Source organism: Enterobacter cloacae complex sp. P14RS, from assembly GCF_014895895.1.
Taxonomy (GTDB): domain Bacteria; phylum Pseudomonadota; class Gammaproteobacteria; order Enterobacterales; family Enterobacteriaceae; genus Enterobacter; species Enterobacter bugandensis.
Genome location: NZ_JADBQM010000032.1, coordinates 1 through 21652, shown reverse-complemented (window position 1 = coordinate 21652; position 21652 = coordinate 1). Strand labels below are relative to the sequence as shown.

Genomic DNA, 21652 nt, shown 5'->3' with positions numbered 1-21652 from the left:
CGGTTTTTTTATTTCAGATAGCAATATCGAACATTTGCGTTTTCGCCAGCAGGCAATAGAGCTGACAGTCGCTGTTTACCCCCAGTTTTTCCATCGCGCGCAGTTTATGGGCGCTGACGGTTTTATTACTCAAATGCAGCTGTCTGGCGATCTCTGTCAGACTCATCCCTTTGCAGAGCATACGCAACACATCAATTTCACGGGGCGAGAGCTCTTGCTCCGTTTGTGCACCGGTCTGGAACAGGGAATGCATCAGCTCGCGCTCAATATAGACTTCCCCATTGATCACCGACGTCAGCGTTCTGCTCAGGGTTTTCTCACAGGTGTCCCGACTAATATAGGCTTTGGCGCCTGCCTCCAGCGACATGCGGATAAGCTGCGTGTTCTTGTAGGGTGAAAGCACAATGATTTTAAGCTGCGGATATTTACGGCTGAGCCATTTAATCAGCAATACGCCGTCCATTCCGTTGAGCGGGTTAACGGTTTGGCTGGTGGCAAGAGAAAAGCCAAGGAACAGAATGTCGACAGGCTGTTGGGATAGCAGTGAAAGCAGCTCAGATGGCGTTGCGGTATCGCCCTGAATGCAAAACTCCGGGCGGGGTGAGCCGTCGCTGAAAAGAGAGGGCATATTGGTGATCATGGATAAGACGCCACGACGGATAATGGTGTGCTCATCGGCAATAGCGATACGGACTTTCATGGTTTCTCCTTCGAAAATGTGGGCGACGGTAGGGATAACGCCGCCGGATGACCAGAAAGATACAGATCCTGTGCAGAGCATTCTTTAGTACTTGTCAGATAATTCCTTCAGTGCGGTATCAAGTTGCTGCAGATTCGCTTCCATGCGCGCGCAGAAACGCGATGTCAGCGCAGGCAGGGCTTCAGCCGTTATGACCCCTGCCGCCAGCATCTCCGGCAACACTTCAATTGCCTGACAGGTGCGGGTGGCGTTGCGCATGGCAAAGAGGCTCCAGGAGGCCTTCAGACGATGCGCGAGCTGGCTTAGCGTTTGCGGTGACGGGGTGTTTTCCCGTAGCTGTCGAATATCAAGGGTAATGGCTTCGCGCATTTGCTGGCGCATCAGGGTCATGATCTCCGGTTGACCGTTGGCCAGACGCCGGAGTTCGCTGAGGTCAGGCCCCTGATTGCGCAGGCTGTATTGCTGCGCCAGCGCCTGATGCAGGGCATTGAGGGAGAGCGGTTTTCGCAATAACGCGTCCATCCCGGCATGTTTTGCCCGATCGTCCTCACTCTGCAGCGCGCTGGCGGTGTAACCGAGAACAGCGGACGGCGCGGTGATACTGCCGGCAATATCGCGCAGGAGTATTAACGATGTAAGTTGATAGCCGTCCATGAGGGCCATCTGGCAGTCGGTTATCAGGATATCCACCGGCTCGTTTTCCAGGCGCGCAAGCGCTTCGCCAGCGCTGGCGCAAGGAATAACCTCCTGACCCAGTTCCTGCAGCTGGAGCGCTAACACCGTCAGGTTTGCCGGAAAATCGTCAACGATCATAATGCGATGCGGTGGCAGCGGGGTTATTACAGGTGTCTCATCGGCCGTTGCCGCCGGGCTGGCGACATGAAGCGGTATGCTCACCGTCACCTGCGTACCGCTCCCCGCTTCGCTGGCTATCGTCAGCACGCCTCCCATCAGCTCGACTAACTGGTAACAGATCGCCAGCCCCAGCCCGCTGCTTTGCGGCGTGCTGCTGTCAGTCTGAAACCACGGCTGGCCGAGGTGTGGAAGGGCATCGGCCGGGATACCGATGCCAGTGTCGCGAATCAACAGCTGCAAATGTTCACCGTTGAGCTCGGCGTGAAAAACAATTTCTCCCTGCGGCGTATATTTAATGGCGTTGCCCAACAGATTGGCGATGACCTGATTCAGCCGTGCTTTATCGAACAGGAACCAGCCATCGTGCGGTACGTTCAACTCGCTGCGCCAGTGGAGACCTTTAGCGTTGGCGCTGCTGGCAAAAATCTCCGCGCTGGCGTTAAGCGTCTGCCACAGGGGCCAGGCCTGTGGCTCCAGCCTTAACTCGCCTGCTTCAATGCGCGACAAATCCAGTACGCCGCCAATCACGTCGCGCAATGACCCGGCTGCCTGCCAGGCGATGTTGAGGGACTCGCTTTTGTCGCGCTCCATCTCAAGCAGGCCCAGCATGGCGTTGAGCGGGGTACGAATGTCATGGCTCATGCGGGCGAGGAAGTTCGATTTTTCAGTGCTGGCCTGCTCCGCCTGCGCCAGCGCCTGATTGAGCGCAGCGGTCAGCGCGGCTTTTTCAGTGATATCGATCCAGCCTCCGACCACGCCCTGAGGCCGCCCCCGCGTATCGGTATAGCGGCAAAGCCACCAGTAAAGGGTGGAATTGTTCTGAGTGGTTTCACCCGTTAACGGCGACGCGGCATGGAGCAGCGAGAGGCGATGCGGCAACGTAAACTGTTGGGCAAGCTCGCCCAAAGGCAGGCTGAAAAAGGGGGCGCCCTCTTCGGGCAGTGCCGTGAGTAACGGTGAGTGAATAAAGGAGTCGTTATAGCGCGTCAGCCGCCCGGTCGGATCGCAGACAAACAGCGGCACCGGGACATTGTTCATCAGAGTTTGCCAGAGTGAGAGCGCGTTGTGCAGCTCTGCCGTGTCCCGCTCGCGCTGGCGTCGCTGGCTCTGCGCGGCGCTAAAGGTCAGCAGGGCGACGAATGCCGCGCAAATCGCCACCACGGCGAGCATGACCAGCCATAGCGATTGCACCGGGGCGGTGGGTGTGGTCTGTACGGCCTGCGACAGGTTAAGGCTCGCATAGATATCAGCCTGCGTTACGGACGCCATGACCGCATTCACCCTTTTGGCATCCGCCGGGTCAGAAATAGTTGGTACAAACCATAGCGGCACTTCCGGCAGCGCCAGCGGCGTCAGCGACAGATTGCTGGCGTTATGCTGGCGCAGCAGGTGATGGAGTATAAACGCATCGCCCGCAAGCCCGTCCGCGCCTCCGGCTTTGAGCAATTCAAAACCCTGATCGAGCGAGTTAACCAGCACCAGGTTATCCGCAGGTAACGCCTGACGCAGTAACGTGACAAGCGGAGAGATGCGTATGACGGCAATCCGCTTATGCTGTAATGCGGACAAGGAGCCGGAAAGCGGGTTGCTGTCCTCACTGAGCAGGGCCCAGCTCAGTGAGTCAAACGTGATGGCACTCTTTGACGGTGGCGTCGCGCTGGCGACTATGCGCAACGTGTTCTCCGCATACTGAAGCGGGGGCGCATCAAGGTTGAAGGTCAGGCTATACAGGTTGGACGGAAACAGATTGAGCAGCAGATCGCGCCATACCCCCTGAATATGCCCGTCAGGCGTGAGCGTGACCATTGGCGGCGAAATAGCGGGAAGCAAAACGTGCAGCGTGATTTTGGGCGCATTTTCCTTCACGGGGGAATGGCGGGCGTCAAAGACGCTGCCGTCCGGCAAAAGCCACTTTTGTTCCAGCCATTCAGCGTCTTCCGGGTTAAGGGTGTGAATACGCTCGTTGAAGATTTCCAGCGTGTTTGCCTGCTCAGGCAGAGCCCAGGCACGAAAATGTAGCGGGGGAGTATCGTCCAGCGGCGTCAGGGTCAGCGTGGTGGCGGGGGAGTGGGTCAGCCAGTTACGTAAAACAAACTCCGGGGCGATGAATTCCCGCGCTTTCCCTGCTGCCAGCTGCCTGACGTTTTCCCCCGGTGAGGCTGAACCCGTCGCAGAGCAGCGGGTCGCGACCTCTGAGGGTAATTCCGGAAAGCACAGTGTACCGCCGCGTCCCTCTTTTATGCTCAGGGACGCCAGCGGGAAAGCGAACATTGGCTCGCTGGCGACCAGATCGGCTGCAGGACGCCGGGCGGCAATTAACACATCAATGCGCTTTCGCTTCAACGCATCCAGCGCTGTTGCCGGGTCGCTAAAACGCTGGACGTCCGGCAGCGTCGTATTGCTAAACAATATGCTGAGTTCATCATCCAGAATACCCGGCGGCCGATCGATAGCGAGAAAAGGCGGCGCGGCGCTCAGCAGGCCCACGCGCAGCGTACCAGCCGCCGCGTGCCCGCTTATCAGCATGAGGATAAATAATGTCGCCAGCCAGCCTCTGCGCATGCTCAGCTAACCAGCCCCAGACTTTGCGCGCACTGGAGCAGCTCGAAATCATTCCTGGCGTTGAGTTTGCTCATGGCACTCTTTTTTTGCGTACTGATGGTCTGCTTCGTCCGGTTAAGCTGGGCGCTGATCTCGTTCACGGTGAAACCGCGCACCAGCAGGCGAAGCACTTCTGTTTCCCGTTCGGTCAACTGTGCCTGAGGCTTCACCGGTTCGATTTGCCCCCGCAGGGTGCTGCGCAGCGTCTGCAGCAGATTGTTGGACAAACTGGCTTTGTTGAGAACGGCATGCACCCCGCTGCGCCGCAGCGAGTCCAGAAGCTCAGGATTGGTGATCATGGTGACCACCACAATCATGCTCTGCGGATAATGGCGAATCAGCGAGCGGATCATGGTTAATCCGTCCGGGCTGCGCGTGCCGGGCATACTCAGGTCGGTGATGATGATATCGACAGGCTCGCTCGCCAGTTTATTCATGAGTTCATCAGCACTGAGCGCTTCGTGAACGACCCGATAAAGGTCCGGGCGCGTCTGCAGCAATGTGCGCAAGCCTAATAAATAGACAGGGTGGTCGTCGGCAATCAGAACTGTTTTTAGCATGACATCCGATCCGGCAAGGAAAAGACAGGTGTTCACCGCACATCTTAGCGAATGGCGCTTTAGCATCACTCTTACAGTGTAGAGCAGAGTGAGGTGAAAAAGAGTAGCTAAAAAGTGGTGGGCTGTATAGTTGCTGGGGGGCATCAGCCGATCCTGATGGAAAACCGAAAGGTAAAGTAACGACGTTTTCACATTCTATGATAGAGATTTTTTCCGGAGCAGCTGAATGGTTTGTTATTTATCGCGAAATAGCGGCATGGAGGACGATATTTCTCAGGTACGGAAAGGAATTCCTTATTGTTCAGGTTGAATATCAGGTATTACTCAGGAGTTACTCAGAATAAACTTTCTGAAATCATGAATTGGTTGTGGAAAAATCAGGACGGGAAATAGCGCAAAGAGCGAAGGTACTATCATTTATAAGGATATGTTGTTAATTTGTGCCTGAATTAGATAACAGACATGTAACTGTTAATACCTGCGCTTTTTCATCATAACAATGTAAACGCTGTAATTTTATTATCCAGGACCTACCCGTGAATAACGAAGAAATCTCTCTTTCAGCGTCAGTAACGTTCGTACCGGAAAAATCATCTCTGGCAACCGTGGATCATGGTGATATACATCTGACGCCCAACGAGCGTCGTTTGCTGGAGTTGATTCTCAGCGGCAAATGTAAAAAAGAGACCATATTTGAAGAGATCTGGCTTAACCAGGGCATGATTGTTAGCGAATCCAGCTATCACCAGCTTATAAAAATGCTCCGCCGCAAGCTGCAAAATGCCGGCCTGCCGGGCTCGATCATTAAAACCATTCCCCGTTATGGTGTAGTACTGGCACCCTGCGAAACGCAGGACAGTGAGGTCGCTTGCCCGCCGCCAGAAGAGCCTGATAACGCGTCTTGTCCCACTCCCGTCGATTGCCCGTCGTTGCCTGCTATCACGGCGGAGTCAATGAAAACTCCCTCACGTCAATACGGGACTCTGCTGGCGGCGCTGTGCAGCTTGTTGATTATCCTTCCAACGCTGGTGGTGGTCTGCACGGCCGACACGCCGCAGGCGTTTCAGGAAAATCTCTACGTAGATGGCGTCATGTTTCATCTCTCTTCGCTGCGCAGTGTCGATCGGCAGGCGCTGGCGAGAAAGCGGCATGCCCTGCCGGCGGGCATCAATAACGTGTACATCGCGTCGAACGGTCCAAAAGTGTTCGTTGCGCAATGTGAAGGCGAACTATCTCAGGAGGGAAAATGCGGTTACGAATACTATTCGTCATATTGATGGTTTGCATCAGCGTTTCGCTGGGTGGCGCGCTGGCTTACCTGACCAGCAACTACCTGGAAAGTAGAAAAGTGCCCGCCGAGCCCTGCAGCAGCGTCATACGTAATGGCAAATTTATTGATGAAAGCCTGCAGCATTACCAGTTTAATGGTGTGATCACCTGGTGGCCTAAACTCCACAGGCTAACGCTATTTGGTGTAAAAACCGATGAGGCCGGTAACCGGGTATTCAACCGAACCCTGCAGTTAAAATCGGTGACACAGAAGGGAAACGTCATCAATGGCCGGGTGGCAGAATTAAAAATTGCCGTTGGCGATCAGCTGCCGGAGAAGACCTTTCTGATAAGTGAAGATGGTCAGTATATTAACCTGTTATTCAAGCCGATTAATAAAGATAGCTGGCTGATGAAAATTAATGATAACTGGGTAGCAATGTGTGAGTATAAATAAACTCACGATAATTTTATTATAAGACATATCCAGGCTGGCGAGTTTTAAATCTGCTGCTGCAGTGAGCTGTTCTCCTGTTTTCAGGAAGAGGAATATTCTATCTTGCGGGACAGGATTTCATTATTAAACCTGGAGCAGGATATCTCCCATGTTAAAGAAAAATAAAATATCTCTGAGCGCTATCGCCGCAGGCCTGGCGTTAAGCGGAATGCTGGTCAGCACGTTTAGCCATGCGGCCGCAACCGACGCCGCCTCACAGATGCCGGATATCAGTCAGAAAAAAATTCTCGTCGGTTATTGGCACAATTGGGGAATTAACCCGGAAGAGATAGACAAAGCGCGCGGCTATCAGGGAGGCTTACCTTCTGATATGTCGCTGCGTGAAGTGCCGAGAGGCTACAACGTCGTCAACGTCTCCTTCATGAAAGTTATGGATGGGCAGAGCGGGAATATCCCCACCTTCAAACCCTACAACGCGAGCGATGAGGAGTTCCGCGCTCAGGTTGCAGAGCTGAACGAGCAGGGGCGCGCGGTGTTGATTTCACTGGGCGGCGCTGACGCGCACATTGCACTGAACAAAGACCAGACTGAGGCGTTTGCGGCGGAGATTATTCGCCTGACCGATCGCTATGGTTTTGATGGTCTTGATATCGATCTGGAGCAGACGGCCATTACCGCTGCTGACAACAGTACGGTGATCCCGGCGGCGCTGAAAATGGTGCGCGACCATTATCAGCAGCAGGGCAAACACTTCATCATCAGCATGGCGCCAGAGTTCCCTTATCTTCAGTCCGATCGCGGGGTGAACTACAAAGCCTACCTGCAAAATCTTGAGGGCGTGTATGACTTTATCGCTCCACAGTATTACAACCAGGCGGGCGACGGCGTGAATATGATGACGCAGGAGGAGAAGGACGAAGTCGGTGAATGGTGGCTGCCGCAGGAATGGGGGAAGGGCTATAGCGACCGTCAAAAAGAGCTTTTCCTTTACTATCTCACCGACAGCCTGGCAAACGGGACGCGTGGTTATGTGAAGATCCCGGCGAACAAGCTGGTGATTGGTCTTCCGGCCAACCCGGATGCGGCAGGAACCGGCTATGTACGAGACGCGCAGAGTGTCTTTAACGCACTTTCGCGACTGGAAGCGAAAAATGAAGCGGTAAAAGGGCTCATGACCTGGTCAGTGAACTGGGACAATGGCAACACTAAAAATGGTCAACATTACGGCTATGAATTTCTGAACCGCTACCAGAGCATCCTTGACGGCAGTCTGCCGGATGGGGGCGACGAAACGGATACTCAGGCGCCAACACAGGTGCAGGGCGTGCAGGCCACGCTGAAGGGGCAGGATGTTTCGCTCAGCTGGCTGCCAGCTAAGGATAATACGGGCGTGGCGGGGTATGCCATCTGGCGCGGTCTGGAAAAGATCGGTGATACCCATGAACTCAACTTTACCGACACCCAAACCCAGCCAGGCATGAGCTATCGCTATACGGTCATCGCCTATGATGCAGCCAACAACTTCGCTACGCCGAGCCAGCCGGTCAACGTTACCGTGCCCGATAATGACGATGGCGGAGGCGAAGAGGGCGGCCAGGGCGGCGACGTTACCCCATTCACGCCGGGCAAACTCTATGCCGTAGGGGATAAAGTGCTCTATGAGGGCAACGTTTATCGCTGTCAGATTGGCCATACAGGTGCCAGCCATTGGTCGCCGGATCGGGCCCGCAACTTGTGGGTAGCTGAATAACCTCTTTTTAAACAGCATGGCTTCGCAGGGAGCCGTGCTGTTTGTTTTACAGGACAACGACTATGCAAACTTCTCTGGTTATTGCCAAACGTTACGATCGGTTTTCTCGCCTTCTGCACTGGGTGGTCGCAGCCGTCATTATCTACGCGATGTGCATGGGCTATATTCTGCACGCGTTGGAAGGAACCCGCTGGTTTACCTTCTTCTCCGTGCTGAATATGTCGCTGGGTACCATCGCCACGCCCATCATGATGGTGCGTTTCGTCTGGCGTTTCTTCCGCCCTTCGGTGCCCTATCCGGCAACGGTAGCCGGACGTAAAAAACAGCTGGTGGTATTTATTCATGAGCTGTTTTATCTGACCATTATGGTGGTGCTGGTTAGCGGTTTTCTGATGCTGCAAAAAGACTACAACCTGTTTGGTCTGGTGCCGGTTTCCCGCCCGATTGCCATCGCCGAAGTGAATGCGTTTTTCTTCCAGGTGCATCGCTATAGCTGCATTCTGCTGGGTGTGATTCTGCTTGGGCATGTCGCGGCGGTGTTGAAGTACACCTTTAGTGGGCAGCGGGAGATTCTGCAGCGGATGCTGTGAGAAAGAGGCTCACTCCCCCCATCAGATGCGCGGTGTTGCCAATCCTGTGAAACAGCACTATCCCGCGCATCTGCCTTCCGTGCAGCGTTTGCAGAACAACTTCCCGGGCAAAACTGCTTTCACGTTGCTGTGAGTACCAGGCGCGAAAACCGGGCAGGAACGGCGTATCGCAGTGTGCGTCCAATAGCGTCAGGGTGCTCAGCGTCTTTTCCTCATCAGGGAACAGCGCTTCCGTACTGCCTTGCCAGTGGATCTCCTCCTCTGGCATCGAGAGGCGAAACACGACGCAAGAACCCGTCTGCGACAGGCGAATAATGATGGCACTGGTGCTGGCCGCGAGCGACTGTTGCTGTTGGATCCAGCGGCGGTACTGATATAAACAGTTGGCAAAAATCGCCGAAAATACCAGATACCACTGCGCCTGCCAGATTGCGGGGATGAGATCGGGCGTTAGCGTGTAAAAAATCCCTTCCCGCTGCTGGGTCGCCAGCACCACAATCAGGTATTGAATGAGCAGCAGAGCGCCAACGCCGCGCCCGGAGAGCGCAAACACGCTCAGTAAAACCACCGTCGTTTGCACCAGCAGCAGGTTTAGCCCCTGCCAGAGCGGTGGCAGGAAAAAGTACCCCGTCATCAGCACAAGGGTATTCGCGGCAAGGAGCAGAGCTTCCCGCCCGTTAAACCGCGGGTGCGACGGCATTTTGCTCTCACGCAGCAGCGGCAGAATGGCGAGAATGCCGGTTAATGCCGCCAGCACCCAGGAAAAAAAATGCAGAGGCGCAATCGGATACCCTGAGAGTAACAGCGCCAGATTAAGCAGCAGGCTGCCGCAAAAAATGCTGAAGATTAACTGCAGGGGGTAGATCAGTTCACCAATAATCGGCCTGCGCGCAAAACGCAGCGCAGGCAGTTGCGCATTCAGACGAAAGACGGCGACGCACAGCGGAAATATCGCGACGTCGAAGAGGGCGAACAGGCACGCCAGCGTGAGCGGGCGGCCTATCCAGACGCCAGCAAACACATGCAGCAAGCCCGCGGTAGCCAGCCACAGCGGCCACTCTCGCGGGGCCGTCAGCCATAACGCGGCGAAAAGCAGCGGCGCCGGGAGCCAGAGCGTGGTGGAGAGGCTCCAGCTATCCCGCGTATGAAAGCTCAGCAATGCCAGCAGGATATAGAGACCCGAAAAGGCCAGCCAGCGGATAATATTGGTAATCAGTGTTGTTCTCCCACTGAGGCATTCAGCGTTATTCAGGTATTTATCATTTTAAGCTCAATTATTTTATCGTCGCTATTGATACGCTGGGATTTTTTCTAAAGGGCTTAACGATGGACTGGCAAAGCGACAAACGCGATCCTGCTACCCTGTGGTTTTCACTTTCTTCACGAGCGGCAGAACATGAACAGGGAAAGGAGTGGCATATCGCGGCATTATTGTGGAAAGAAGCGGCACAATATGCAAAAGCGCATCTGAATATTGAATGGGCGAACTTGCGCGGAGACTTTTGTACTTTACGTGCAAACAGGCTGCCTAAATATAACGAGTAGTCTCTGCTATTATCGGAGATTGCATGTCCCTCAGAGTGTGGAACCATGGTTGAGAGTGTAATACTCGTTTTTAGCGTTTTTCTGGGCGCCATTATCGGCAGTTTTTGCAATGTCATCATTTATCGGCTCCCCTTGATTCTCCACGGTGAAGCACTCTCTTTATCGTGGCCTGCTTCCCATTGCCCACGCTGTAAACACCCCATTAAATTTCGCCACAATGTTCCTCTGATGGGCTGGCTGCTGCTGCGCGGGCGCTGCGCCAGCTGTGGTCAGGCGATATCGTGGCGCTATCCGCTGGTTGAAGGGCTTATGGCGCTGCTGTACGGGGTGATTATCTGGCAGCAGGGCGTCACGCCGCAGAGCCTGTTCGACCTGCTGGCGGTGACGTTTTTGCTGCCGCTGCTGTTTATTGACCTGCGCACCATGCTCCTGCCCGACCGTCTGACGCTCCCGCTGCTGGCGATGTCGCTAGCGTTTGCCGTCAGCGGCTATAGCCGGGTGGAGCCAACGCAGGCATTAATCGCCGCTCTGCTGGGATTTGGCGTGCCCTGGACGCTCTCTTTGCTGTTCCGTTTATTGCGCGGCCATGAAGGGATGGGGATGGGGGATATGAAACTGCTGGCGGCGATCGGGGCGTGGCTTGGCCCGCTGGCGCTGCTGGATGTTTTTGTTGCCTCGACCCTGCTGGCGCTGATCGCGGCGCTGATTCTGTTGCGGATCAAGCCCGGTCAACCGTTTCCCTTCGGACCGTATCCGATTATCGCCGCGATAGGGTGGGTGATCTTATACCGATAAAAAAGCGCCGGAACGAAGGGGCGATTTCCGGCGCAAAAATGATAACGAAAGTGTAGGCAGGGAATGATAATGTCAGGCGCGGGTCAGTGAAGACCCGGCCAGAGTTAACTTACAGTATTATTTGCACTCTTTAGGCATGTTGGCAGCACCTTCTTTCTTCCAGACGCCCCACTCGCCATCGGAACCAGGCTTAACGCCTCGGGTTTCCCAGCTGTTCAGCCAGATGTTGCCCTCATAGCTCACTTTTTCACAAGGTGTTTTGTAAGTCTTGCTGTGATCCCAGGCTTTTACATCGGTTTGTGCCGGGCGCAGCTTGATCACCTTCGTTGCCGTGGAGACTTTACCGGTGTCAGGCGCCGTCACTTTCACCTGCAGCGTCACGTCCACATTGTCGGTATACGGATGTTTACCCATGAGGTTGGTGCTGAAGTTATTTGGTGACGAGATCTGAATCTTATCGGCGTGATTCAGTGCGGACCATTCAATTTTTGCCCCTTTTAACGAGTCATTGTTTTTGGACACGACGGCGGCAGCAATAACGTCACTGCCAACGATGGTGTCCTGGTTGTTGCCCGTATTGATCTGCACATCAGAAGCCTGCTGCGCTTCCTTCACGGTCACGGTGATATCGTCGGTGCTGGTTTTGCCATTTTTGGCCGTCACCGTCAGGCGATAGGTCACTTTACCGATTTTGCCGGGTTTAATCAGCGCACGGGCTTTTGCCGCGTGGACGGTTGAAACCCATTCGCCACCGTTAGCAACCTGCAACGCACCAATGTCCTGCCCTGAAACGATAGTCCATTGGTATTTTTCAGCATTGACGCTTGCGGAACCGTTAAGGTCATAACCACGTGATTCACTGTTGCTGTAAACGGTGAAGTCACTGCCTGCCTTCGCCTCCGGTGCCGTGCTATCCGCTTCAGCTTTGGCATTCAGGGTGACGGTTTTTGAATCACTCACGTTTTTATCATTGGTGACGGTCAGCTTCACGTTGACGGTAAAATCGCTCTCAGGTTTAGCCTTCAGGCGAATGCTGGCTTTAGCACTGGTACTGTTTTCCAGAATGACCTTATCGGCATTGCTGGTGACAGCCCAGCTGTACTTCAGCTCTTTCCCCGTTGAGGCGCTACCGTCCAGCGACAGCGTGCTGGTTGACAGGTTATGACTGGATGGCGTGACGTTGGCTACCGGTTTGGTAATGACTTCACCGCCAAAATCGACGTCAATCATCTGATAAAATGCGTTATCGGTATCGCGCACGCGCCAGACGGCATAAATTTTCTGCTTACCTTCACGCTCCGGTACGTCGCAGGTGTGGGTTTCGAAGCCTGTCGGGAGCGAAATATCGGCCGACGGGTTGCCTGGCGCATAGGTATAAACCTTATGGCAGAATGGCTTATCTTCAAACATCGCTCTGGTCAGGCGCGAATCCGCACCCGGAACAGACTGCCAGTCCGGCTTAGTGATGTAGTAGGTAAAATAGGTGGTGCGGTGCTTAGCCGGTAAATGCCATTTAAACTGGTGCGGACCCGCAGACATCGGGTTGTTGTAGGTATTCTGCTTTTCGTCATCAAGCTTGCTGAAGGCGGGAGTTGCCGTTGAACCACCGCTTGCCAGTTTTCCATCCGGCGGGAACTGGAATAGCTGTTCGTTGGCGATCGGGGTTGGGCTCATATCGTTGCCAGCCGGGAGCTTCGGCGCTTCCACGGCGTCAGCAGGCCAGACGTTACTATGCTCACCTTTATCGTTCATCGGCGGGAAATGAATCACCGAACGGGATTTTGGTTCAAAAACATAGCCATGCGCCAGTGCACCCGTGGAATACATACCAATCAATGCCACGGCTAACGCCGACGTAATATTATTCATCTTGAGTAGTTTCAAAATAATCTTCCCTGAATTAATTGAAGGACACTTCTACGTGACTGAGAGGGTTGTTCTGTTTGGCATACACCTTATTTGGCTCTGACTCATCGGGTGTAATCTCGCCGTTGCTCTGCCTGAAACCGGCACGCAGTTCGGGGTGCTGCTGATTGATAGCCTGGGCGAGGGCGTAGGACCAGTGGGCCTCTTCGCCAGCAAGAATGGTGACGCGCGTTTCCAGATTTGGCAGTTCGGTTCCGTCGTTAAAGAAGCGCGCACGAATCGTTTGCCCTTCAACGACCTTCACTTTCTCACCGTTGACGGCGCGTTCCAGTGAGCCAAGTTCTTTCATGCAGTTTTGGTGACCCTGTTCGCAGTTTGCTGCTGGCGAGGTCGTGGCGGCGTTAGCTGAAACGCTGACGCCCGCCCCTGCCAGTAAAGCGGCAAGGACAAAAGCAGATCCTGTTAATTTCATAAGTTCCCTTATTTATTACTGAACAATAACGAAAAGTTAATCTCACCTGCGGCGCAGGTAAAAAGGCGTTATTACCGTGTGATAACAGGGACAAATAGTAACGGGAGGAGACAACCGGCTTGAATAAGAGACTTCTCTGAGCAATTAAGAGTCGGGGAGTTTCGGCAGAGAAGAGCGACCGTTCGTGCTGTAAAGAGGGCGGAGCGCGACAGAGTATGAAATAGTACTGCCAATTTCAGTCCTTGACGCATATTAATAAAATCTGAGCGAGTACGGAGTTTACGAAATGACTTTTTTACGATTGTCCTGAGTGTTAAATTAATAAAATAAAGCCTGGCTTATATCCAGGCTTTACTATTATGTTAACCAAAAGGGTTTTTAAGGGCAGCTATTATTAGCTGCATCCGACGTTCGCCATGCCCCCCACTCACCGCCGCTTCCTGGCTCTTCTTGTCCTGCGTTGACATACCACTGATTCAGCCAGATTTTGCCGTTATGCGATACGCGGGTACATTTCACCGGGTAGGCGATCCGCGGGTTATACGCTTCTGCGCTGTCATCAGGAATATCAGGTAACTGTGGTTTTTTCACCGTTACGGTGATCTTCTCAGCGCTCACGCTTCCGTCTTTGCCCGTGACGGTTAACCAGTAGGTTGCTTCTCCGTCTGTATTGGCGGGAATGAGTGCCCGGGCGGTAGGCCCTGAAACTTCACGTACCCAGCCTCCGGCATGTTTCTCCTGTAGCCAGAATGTGCCAGTACTGTTTTTGTCGATAGTCCATTTCCAGGAGACGGCATTCTTGCTGGCGCTCCCGTCTAACTGATACGCACGGGAAGAATCGGTCGTGCCGGTAACGGTAAAGCTTTCACCCGGCACTGCCTTTACTTCCTCTTGCTCTTCTTCTTTGAGTTCCAGAATCCTGGCTACCGCTTTTGCCATATTGGGGTGAGTACCTACTTTCGCTGAATCCCCCGCAGCTAAAGGTGTACCGGTTTCCTGGAGAATGGAGCGCATCTGTTGAGGCGTGACGGTGATATTGTGCGCTTTTGCAATGGCCGACAGGCTGGCGACCACGCCTGCGATAATCGGGTTCGCGGAGGACGTGCCGGAGAAACTTGAGGTGTATTCCGCATTTTTTATGCTATGCAAACCGCCGTAACCCGTAGTAACCACATCCCAGCAGCCCCAGCTGGCGCTGGTCACACGTGAGCCATAGGTGCTGAAAGAGGCTTTTTTGCCATTGTTTGCACAAAACGCGCCCGCAATGATCGCGCCGGAATCCCGCTTTTTAACGTCAAATTTCCCATTAAATCCGGCGTGATCGAGGTTGACATTGCCATTGCCTGCCGCCTGAATCACGTGCACGCCCTTATCCGTCAACGCTTTTATCACGTCATAATAGGCTGGAGCGTTTTCCTGGGGGACATAGCAAGAGGAGGTGCAACCTGTCACATCTCCTCCGCCGGTCTGCATACCAATTTGCACCACATCTCCTGCCTGGAGTCTGGGGATCATATTGTAGAGATTATTGGCCTGCCATTTGACGTACCCCATGCGGGCGTTCCACGTCAGGCCTTTAATGCCCGCATTGATATCTTTCGCCGCCATAATCCCGACGGAGCTGGTGTCATGATCTTCGCCAGGCGTATAGCGCTTATCCCCTTCATGGAACTCGATCGGCGGCAAATTCACATGGCTGGTATTCCACGCATTGTTTTCCATTGAAACCAGCGAAATGCCGCTACCATCGTGCCCTGTATACTGATTCACGCTGTCGCGATTTACCCCACCCATGTAGTAGCCGGGCCGTTTTTCATCTGGCGATTTGGTGTAATCCTGCAATCCACGAAAATCCGGAACGGTGGCCTGGCTGGTACTGTTGAGGGCATAGCTCAGCCCGGAATAGGGTGGCACGTCGGGAACGTTGACACCCTTTTCCAGCGATACCGGCATGGATTCCGGGTAAGCCAGCTCAATATCCTGTCGCGTCGTCAGTTCATTAATTACGTCATTGATATACGCCGCGTCATGCTGCTTATCGGCTGGCAGAGCTATACGTAAATAACGGTTAAAGCCGTAGCGTTCATTAAGCGAATCCATCTCGCTTAATTCACTGCTGCGCAAATGATTTGCCGTAAATAACGGACTCACGGCGAGGGTACTGTCGCGTAATGAAAAGGGTGAAGATTTATTAAGCGTTGTACCGGGTTTTAATTTCACGATAACGGAGAGATACGAAGTGCCTTCCCAGGCCTGCTCGTGCGTGACGGAATTTTGCGCAAAAGCGGGGGCACTCAGTAGTGCACAAATAAGCAGGGCCAATCCAGTTTTATTCATGTCAACGATCTTCCTTATTAAATGACATCCAGAGTATTGCTGGGATCATCCTGCCATTAGGGGAAAACCTGCATAAGAAGACGGTCAGCAATAAAATTGCGAGGTGTCTGTTCCATGTTAAGAATTACCTGCTCCGGAAAATATACGGCTGAAATTGGGCTGAGAAATTCATGAGGCGAGCTGAAAGAGTTGTTAAACATCAACGCCTAAGCATTGAATTTAATGAGGGGCGGAAAATCTCATGAACATCTCCTGAATGCTGTATGGAGTTTAGGAATTATCTGGATCTTAATATCGCTAACCAGGGAGTTTAATTAATAAGGGATGCGTCACAATGCCCAGTGTTTCGTACTGTTCTTTACGTCAAAAATTATCCGTGTGGATAATCCTTTTCCATTATTTATTTTCCATCTTTTTGCTCACGGTTCCCCCCGTCGCGCGGGCGCAAACTGAAACTCACGCAACCGTTGAAAGCGAAAGCAATCAGCCCCTGCGGGATAAAATGGCCGGCATGTGGGGAAGCGCCCAACAAAACGGCGCGGGTGATGCCCTGCGCGGTGCGGCAAATAGCGAGGTGAATGCCGCGTTAACCCAGGAAGTGGAAGCGTGGTTAAACAATACCGGCGGGAAAGCCCGCGTTACGGCAGATGTCGGTATTGGCGGGAGCGATAGCCGCGATTTCGGGCTGGACTATCTGTGGCCGGTTAAAATCTGGCAACACGACATTCTGTTCACTCAGATGAGCGCACACCGCTGGAACGAGCGCGATATTCTTAACGTTGGCCTGGGCTGGCGGCATACCTTTAACCCGCATCTGATGGCGGGTGGAAACCTCTTTTTCGATCAGGATGTCACTCGCCACCATAACCGAATGGGGGCAGGCGCCGAGCTGTGGAGCGATGGGATTCGCGCGTCCGCGAACTACTACCTGCCTCTGAGCGGCTGGCGTCATTCTGACGACAGCATGTTTAATGACGATCCCGACCGCTATGAACTGTATGAACGTGCCGCCCGCGGCTGGGATCTCAATCTGGAGACGGCCCTTTCACAGCACGTCGCGCTTAAATTGGGCTGGTTCCAGTGGTATGGCGACAAAGTGGACGTTAACGGCAGCCGCAGCGAGGCCAGCCACAACCCTCACGGGCTTAACCTCGGGCTTAAGTGGCAACCTGTGCCGCTGGTAGGGGTCAGCGCGGAGCAGAGCATGATTAGCGGGCAGCGGGAGAACTTCTCTGTGGGTCTGAATTTCCACTGGGAGTTTGGCCGAAAACTTTCCGAGATGCTGGCAAGTGAAAATGCGGCGGCTTTGCCCTCGCTCATGCAGTCCCGCACGGAGTTCGTTACCCGTAATAACAACATCGTTCTCGCCTATAAGCAGGAAGAAAAAGACAGACGTCTCTATTTCAGCCCGACGGAAAAAACCACGCAGGCTGGCGTGCCTTTGCTGCACGCGGTGAAAGGCGGGCAGGGGGGCGTCATTCGCTACACCTCCTCCAGCACGGCGATCGCGACCGTGGAGCCGGGCAGCGGTCTGGTGAACCCAACGCATCGGGGCGATGTCACCATCACAGCGACGGAAACGTCACCTGTCGATCCGGAGCACGTATTAAGTTCCGCCAGCTATCACCTGACCGTGACGCCGGGCGATTTTGCCCCTTCCGTCGAGGGCGTTGCCATTAAGGGGGACATGTCCCCGGGCCAGATCCTGGAGGGGAGTTATCTCTATAAAAGCAATGAAGGGGAGGATGAAGACCCCGAGCAAACCCGGCTGCGGTGGTATGACGCAGATTCAGGCGAACTGCTCAAGGAAGGCAGTGCTACGTATGAGGTGCAAACGCGTGATATGGCCCGAAGCGTGGTCTTTGAAGTCACACCGTTCAACAAAAAAGGGATACCAGGGGAGAGCGGAACGGCGAAAATTACCGGGAGCGCAACGATAACCACCCTGCGTATCGATCATCTGCTTTCACCCGGTGAGATCCGCCGTGACGGCAGCGTGAAGTTCTTCGAAGAGAGTCACGGTGCGTTGCTGGTGTTAGCCGAGGTGAAAGACGGTCAGGGCTCCCCTCTGACCGATCAGATGGTGTACTGGCAGAGCAGGAACTCGCTTGGCTCGTTGTCGCAAAACAGCGTACGTACCGATGAGCACGGTCAGGCGCTGGTAAAAATAGAAAACATCATGGCGGATGGTGAAGATGAAATTACGGCCTCGCTGATCCCGCCAGGCGGGATCCAGACCCAGAGCACCGCCAGTGATAAAAATGTTCAGCAGGAGAAGATGGCGCTGGTGGTCGATTTTGCCCACCCGCTTGCCATCCGCTTCGTGGCCTCTCCCGAGCGCGCAGAAGTTGCCACGGAAAAGACGTTCACTATTGAAGTTACCGATCAGGATGGCAAGCCTCTGACGGTTGAGAAGAACGTCACGTGGAGCAGTAACGGTGAAACCCTGAGCGGCAAAACGGATAGCGAGGGAAGAGCATCCATCGCACTTATCGCGCCGCAAAAAGCAGCAGAGAAGTGGGTGGTGAACGCCACGGTAGATACCGTGAGTAGCCCGTCAGCGCCCGTAAGCCTTGAGCCAGGGCCGGTGGCAAAAGTGGTGCTGGACGTCCCGGAAAACGTGGTCGCAGGCAGTGAGGATAAAGCCGTTAGCGCACAGCTGTATGACCGGTTTGATAACGCGGTTATCAGCCGTAAGCAGGCCATCACCTGGCGGATAGAAGGGAGTCAGTTCCGGGAAGCGCCTACCGGAGACAGCGATGAGCACGGTATTGCCAGTGCAACCGTCGTTGTACCTGAAAAAGCGCCAACGCAGGTGAAAGTCTCCGCCGGTGATGAGCAGAAGATCGTCAATGTGACTGTCGGGAAGGTGAATCATGTTGAGCTTAAAGGTACCCCTGATACGCTGAATGCCAATGGGAGCAGCACTTCGACGCTGACCGCCATCGCGCTGGATGAGCACAACAATAGCGTACCGGACGCACCCGTAACGTGGTCGTTAATCACGCAGCAGTTTGGCGCGCTGAGCAACGCGATCGAAAAAACCGATGCAGAAGGCAAGGCGACGGCCACGTTTACGACCGCATCCGCGGGGGGCAATGCGCAAATAGAGGTCGATATTGGCGGCAAAAAACAAGCGACGCAACTGACGCTCAACGGTTACCCGATTATCCGCAGCATCACGCTGAACAAAACCGCCGGGCTGAAGGTGGGCGATACGGTAAGCGTGGAAAAGGTGGACGTGGAGCAGAACGGCGGCGGCGAGGTGACGCTGAGCTACCAGTGGCACCGTGACGGTGGCGCGATCGATGCCGCCACGTCAGACAGTTATCACCTGACGGAGCAGGATACGGGGGCGACTCTCTTTGTGGTGGTGACCGCGACCAACGATGCCAAAAATGAAGGCGATAAGGCGTCGTTGAAAACGGAGCCGGTGGTCGGGAAGGCGTCAGATGTTACGGTAACCGCCAGCGCGGACAGCGTGGATGCGAACGGGCTCAACACCATTACCTATACCGCCGCGGCGAAGGATCGCTTCGGCCGTGCGGTGGTGGGCGAGGCGATTGTCTGGGACATCGACAAGCCGGAGCTGGTGAGCCGGGGAGAGGCCAGCGCCGTCACCGGTACAGAAGGCACGGGAACGATGATCGTCACCGCGAAAAATACCGGCGGAAACATCACGGTGAGCGCCACGGTCAACGGCAAGAAGGGCGAGTCCGGCGTGGCGCTGCAGGGGATTCCGACGATCAAAAGCATCACGCTGAACCAAACCGCCGGGCTGAAGGTGGGTGACACGGTAAGCGTTGAGAAGGTGGACGTGGAACAGAACGGCGGCGGTGAGGTGAAGCTGAGCTACCAGTGGCACCGTGACGGTGGCGCGATCGACGGCGCCACGTCGGACAGTTATCACCTGACAGAGCAGGACACAGGGGCAACGCTGTTTGTCGCGGTAACCGCTACCAACGCGGCCAAAAATGAGGGCTATAAGGCGTCATCAAAAACGGAGCCGGTCACCGGGAAAGCGTCAGCCGTGACGGTCACTGCCAGTGCGGCCAGCGTGGAAGCTAACGGGCTGAACACCATTACCTACACCGCCACGGTGAAGGACCGCTTTGGCCGTGCGGTAGTGGGCGAGGCGATTGTCTGGGATATCGACAAACCGGAGCTGGTGGCTCGGGGGGAGACCAGCACCATCACCGGAACCGGAGGCGTGGGGACAATGACCGTCACCACGAAAAATACCGGTGGAACCATCACGGTGAGCGCCACGGTCAACGGCAAAAAAGGCGAATCCGGTGTGGAGATTTACGGCGCGCCGTTGGTGACAGACCTGCATATCTCCGGCACGCCGAAGGTGGGGCAGACCCTGAGTGCGGAATACACCTTCTCGGCAAACGGGAGCGGTGCGGATGCGTCCACCTACCAGTGGCAGTGGAAGGACGGAGAGACATGGAAGAATGCGGCAGCCGCTGGCAATACGGCAAGAACGTTCACGCTGCCGGACAGCTATGCGGGCTACAGCGTGCGGGTGGTGGTGACGCCGAAGGGCAGCAGTCACCCGTCGCTGACCGGAACGCTCCAGGAGAGCCAGGCGGTGATAGCTTACGGCACGCCAGCGGTGGAGGACGTGCGTACATCCGGCACGCCGGAGGTGGGACAGACCCTGAGGGCGGAATACACCTTCAAGGCGAACGGAACCGGTGCGGATGCTTCAACCTATATCTGGGCGAGATATGAGAAAACCAGCTGGATGCCGATCGAGGGGGCCAACGGCCGGGAATACACCCTCCAGGCGGGAGACGCGGGTTACAGCATTAAAGTAACGATAATACCGGAGGGCAGCAGTCAGCCGTCGCTGGTCGGGGCGGTGCAGCACAGCCCGGCATTAGATGTTTACGGTGCGCCATCGGTGACAGATCTGCACATTTCCGGCACGCCGGAGGTGGGGCAGACCCTGAGGGCGGAATATACCTTCACGGCGAACGGAAGCGGTGCCGATGCCTCAACCTATATCTGGGCGAGGTATGAGAGAACCAGCTGGATGCCGATCGAAGGAGCCACCGGCCGGGAATATACCCTCCAGGCCGGAGATGCGGGTTACAGCATTAAGGCGGTGGTGACGCCGACGGGCAGCAGCCAGCCAGCACTGGCCGGAGCGGTACAGAGCAGCCCGTCGGTAGACGCTTATGGGGCGCCGTCGGTAACCAATCTGCACATCTCCGGCACGCCGAGGGTGGGGCAGACCCTGAATGCGGAATACACCTTAACGGCAAACGGGAGCGGTGCGGATGCGTCCACCTACCAGTGGCAGTGGAAGGACGGTGAGACCTGGAAGAATGCGGCCGCCGCTGGCAATACGGCACGCACGTTCACGTTGCCGGACAGCTATGCGGGCTACAGCGTGCGGGTGGTGGTGACGCCGAAGGGCAGCAGTCACCCGGCTCTGGCCGGAGTGGCGCAGGAAAGTTCAGCGGTCGAAGTATATGGCGCGCCGTCGGTGTCGGGCCTGAAGATTTCCGGCACGCCGAAGGTGGGGCAGACCTTGAGGGCGGAATATACCTTCAAAGCGAACGGAACCGGTACGGATGCTTCAACCTATATCTGGGCGAGATATGAGAAAACCAGCTGGATGCCGATCGAGGGGGCCAACGGCCGGGAATACACTCTTCAGGCGGGAGACGCGGGTTACAGCATTAAGGCGGTGGTGACGCCGACGGGCAGCAGCCAGCCAGCACTGGCCGGAGCGGTACAGAGCAGCCCGTCAGTAGACGCTTATGGGGCGCCGTCGGTAACCAATCTGCACATCTCCGGCACGCCGAAGGTGGGGCAGACCCTGAGTGCAGAATACACCTTCA

General features: G+C 55.0%; 14 protein-coding genes. 7 read left to right on the top strand and 7 right to left on the bottom strand.

The genetic code is table 11. From position 1 onward, the window contains the following. Nucleotides 1-13: 13 nt before the first annotated feature. The 3 genes from IM295_RS22465 to IM295_RS22455 all read right to left on the bottom strand — a co-directional run bounded on the left by IM295_RS22465 (nt 14) and on the right by IM295_RS22455 (nt 4716). Nucleotides 14-700: a response regulator transcription factor gene (locus IM295_RS22465; protein ID WP_041911170.1), complete on the bottom strand. Its 687-nt coding sequence runs from the start codon at nt 698-700 to the stop codon at nt 14-16. A gap of 84 nt (nt 701-784) precedes the next feature. Continuing rightward, nucleotides 785-4117, bottom strand: a complete 3333-nt coding sequence (locus tag IM295_RS22460) for an ATP-binding protein (RefSeq protein ID WP_193067351.1) — start codon at nt 4115-4117, stop codon at nt 785-787. A gap of 2 nt (nt 4118-4119) precedes the next feature. Beyond that, on the bottom strand, nt 4120-4716 hold the full coding sequence (locus IM295_RS22455; protein ID WP_028015617.1) for a response regulator transcription factor: 597 nt from the start codon (nt 4714-4716) through the stop codon (nt 4120-4122). Between the two features lie 536 nt (nt 4717-5252). Between IM295_RS22455 and IM295_RS22450 the strand changes: the two genes are divergently transcribed. The 4 genes from IM295_RS22450 (at nt 5253) to IM295_RS22435 (ending at nt 8782) form a co-directional block, all read left to right on the top strand. Beyond that, complete coding sequence (locus IM295_RS22450) at nt 5253-5993, top strand: helix-turn-helix domain-containing protein (protein WP_048958867.1); 741 nt, start codon at nt 5253-5255, stop codon at nt 5991-5993. Then, the gene (locus IM295_RS22445; protein ID WP_126296587.1) at nt 5963-6442 is read left to right on the top strand and encodes a hypothetical protein; all 480 of its coding nucleotides are present in this window, start codon (nt 5963-5965) and stop codon (nt 6440-6442) included. The genes IM295_RS22450 and IM295_RS22445 overlap by 31 nt, the downstream gene beginning before the upstream one ends. Nucleotides 6443-6590: 148 nt before the next feature. Next, nucleotides 6591-8192, top strand: coding sequence for a glycosyl hydrolase family 18 protein (locus IM295_RS23240; RefSeq protein ID WP_063155412.1), 1602 nt, complete (start codon nt 6591-6593; stop codon nt 8190-8192). Nucleotides 8193-8254: 62 nt separating this feature from the next. Further along, nucleotides 8255-8782, top strand: a complete 528-nt coding sequence (locus IM295_RS22435; protein ID WP_028015621.1) for a cytochrome b — start codon at nt 8255-8257, stop codon at nt 8780-8782. On the opposite strand, the gene IM295_RS22430 is transcribed toward IM295_RS22435, so the two are convergent. Beyond that, nucleotides 8745-9941: a hypothetical protein gene (locus IM295_RS22430; RefSeq protein ID WP_193067350.1), complete on the bottom strand. Its 1197-nt coding sequence runs from the start codon at nt 9939-9941 to the stop codon at nt 8745-8747. The two genes, IM295_RS22435 and IM295_RS22430, sit on opposite strands and share 38 nt — an antisense overlap. A 167-nt stretch (nt 9942-10108) precedes the next feature. Here IM295_RS22430 and IM295_RS22425 point away from each other — a divergent pair, with 167 nt between their 5' ends. After that, nucleotides 10109-10327, top strand: coding sequence for an ANR family transcriptional regulator (locus IM295_RS22425; protein WP_120247323.1), 219 nt, complete (start codon nt 10109-10111; stop codon nt 10325-10327). A 45-nt stretch (nt 10328-10372) separates the two neighbouring features. Further along, nucleotides 10373-11122, top strand: a complete 750-nt coding sequence (locus IM295_RS22420; protein WP_045261192.1) for an A24 family peptidase — start codon at nt 10373-10375, stop codon at nt 11120-11122. A gap of 117 nt (nt 11123-11239) precedes the next feature. Here the strand turns inward: IM295_RS22420 and IM295_RS22415 are convergent, their stop codons facing one another. The 3 genes from IM295_RS22415 to IM295_RS22405 form a co-directional block, all read right to left on the bottom strand. Next, a complete protein-coding gene (locus IM295_RS22415) occupies nt 11240-13006 on the bottom strand; it encodes a lytic polysaccharide monooxygenase (RefSeq protein WP_126296588.1) in 1767 nt (588 codons plus the stop codon). Nucleotides 13007-13022: 16 nt separating this feature from the next. Continuing rightward, nucleotides 13023-13460, bottom strand: a complete 438-nt coding sequence (locus IM295_RS22410) for a hypothetical protein (protein WP_028015625.1) — start codon at nt 13458-13460, stop codon at nt 13023-13025. A 378-nt stretch (nt 13461-13838) separates the two neighbouring features. Beyond that, a complete protein-coding gene (locus IM295_RS22405) occupies nt 13839-15560 on the bottom strand; it encodes a S8 family serine peptidase (RefSeq protein WP_226859538.1) in 1722 nt (573 codons plus the stop codon). 739 nt (nt 15561-16299) lie between these two features. Between IM295_RS22405 and IM295_RS22400 the strand changes: the two genes are divergently transcribed. Further along, nucleotides 16300-21652 (top strand): inverse autotransporter beta domain-containing protein (locus tag IM295_RS22400; protein ID WP_193067349.1); only part of this gene is annotated, 5353 nt, incomplete at its 3' end.

Excerpts from the sequence above, each read along its gene's own strand:
- IM295_RS22465 (WP_041911170.1), bottom strand. The coding sequence starts at position 700 with ATGAAAGTCCGTATCGCTATTGCCGATGAGCACACCATTATCCGTCGT.
- IM295_RS22460 (WP_193067351.1), bottom strand. The coding sequence starts at position 4,117 with ATGCGCAGAGGCTGGCTGGCGACATTATTTATCCTCATGCTGATAAGC.
- IM295_RS22455 (WP_028015617.1), bottom strand. The coding sequence starts at position 4,716 with ATGCTAAAAACAGTTCTGATTGCCGACGACCACCCTGTCTATTTATTA.
- IM295_RS22445 (WP_126296587.1), top strand. The coding sequence starts at position 5,963 with ATGCGGTTACGAATACTATTCGTCATATTGATGGTTTGCATCAGCGTT.
- IM295_RS23240 (WP_063155412.1), top strand. The coding sequence starts at position 6,591 with ATGTTAAAGAAAAATAAAATATCTCTGAGCGCTATCGCCGCAGGCCTG.
- IM295_RS22435 (WP_028015621.1), top strand. The coding sequence starts at position 8,255 with ATGCAAACTTCTCTGGTTATTGCCAAACGTTACGATCGGTTTTCTCGC.
- IM295_RS22425 (WP_120247323.1), top strand. The coding sequence starts at position 10,109 with ATGGACTGGCAAAGCGACAAACGCGATCCTGCTACCCTGTGGTTTTCA.
- IM295_RS22420 (WP_045261192.1), top strand. The coding sequence starts at position 10,373 with ATGGTTGAGAGTGTAATACTCGTTTTTAGCGTTTTTCTGGGCGCCATT.
- IM295_RS22410 (WP_028015625.1), bottom strand. The coding sequence starts at position 13,460 with ATGAAATTAACAGGATCTGCTTTTGTCCTTGCCGCTTTACTGGCAGGG.
- IM295_RS22405 (WP_226859538.1), bottom strand. The coding sequence starts at position 15,560 with ATGGATTCGCTTAATGAACGCTACGGCTTTAACCGTTATTTACGTATA.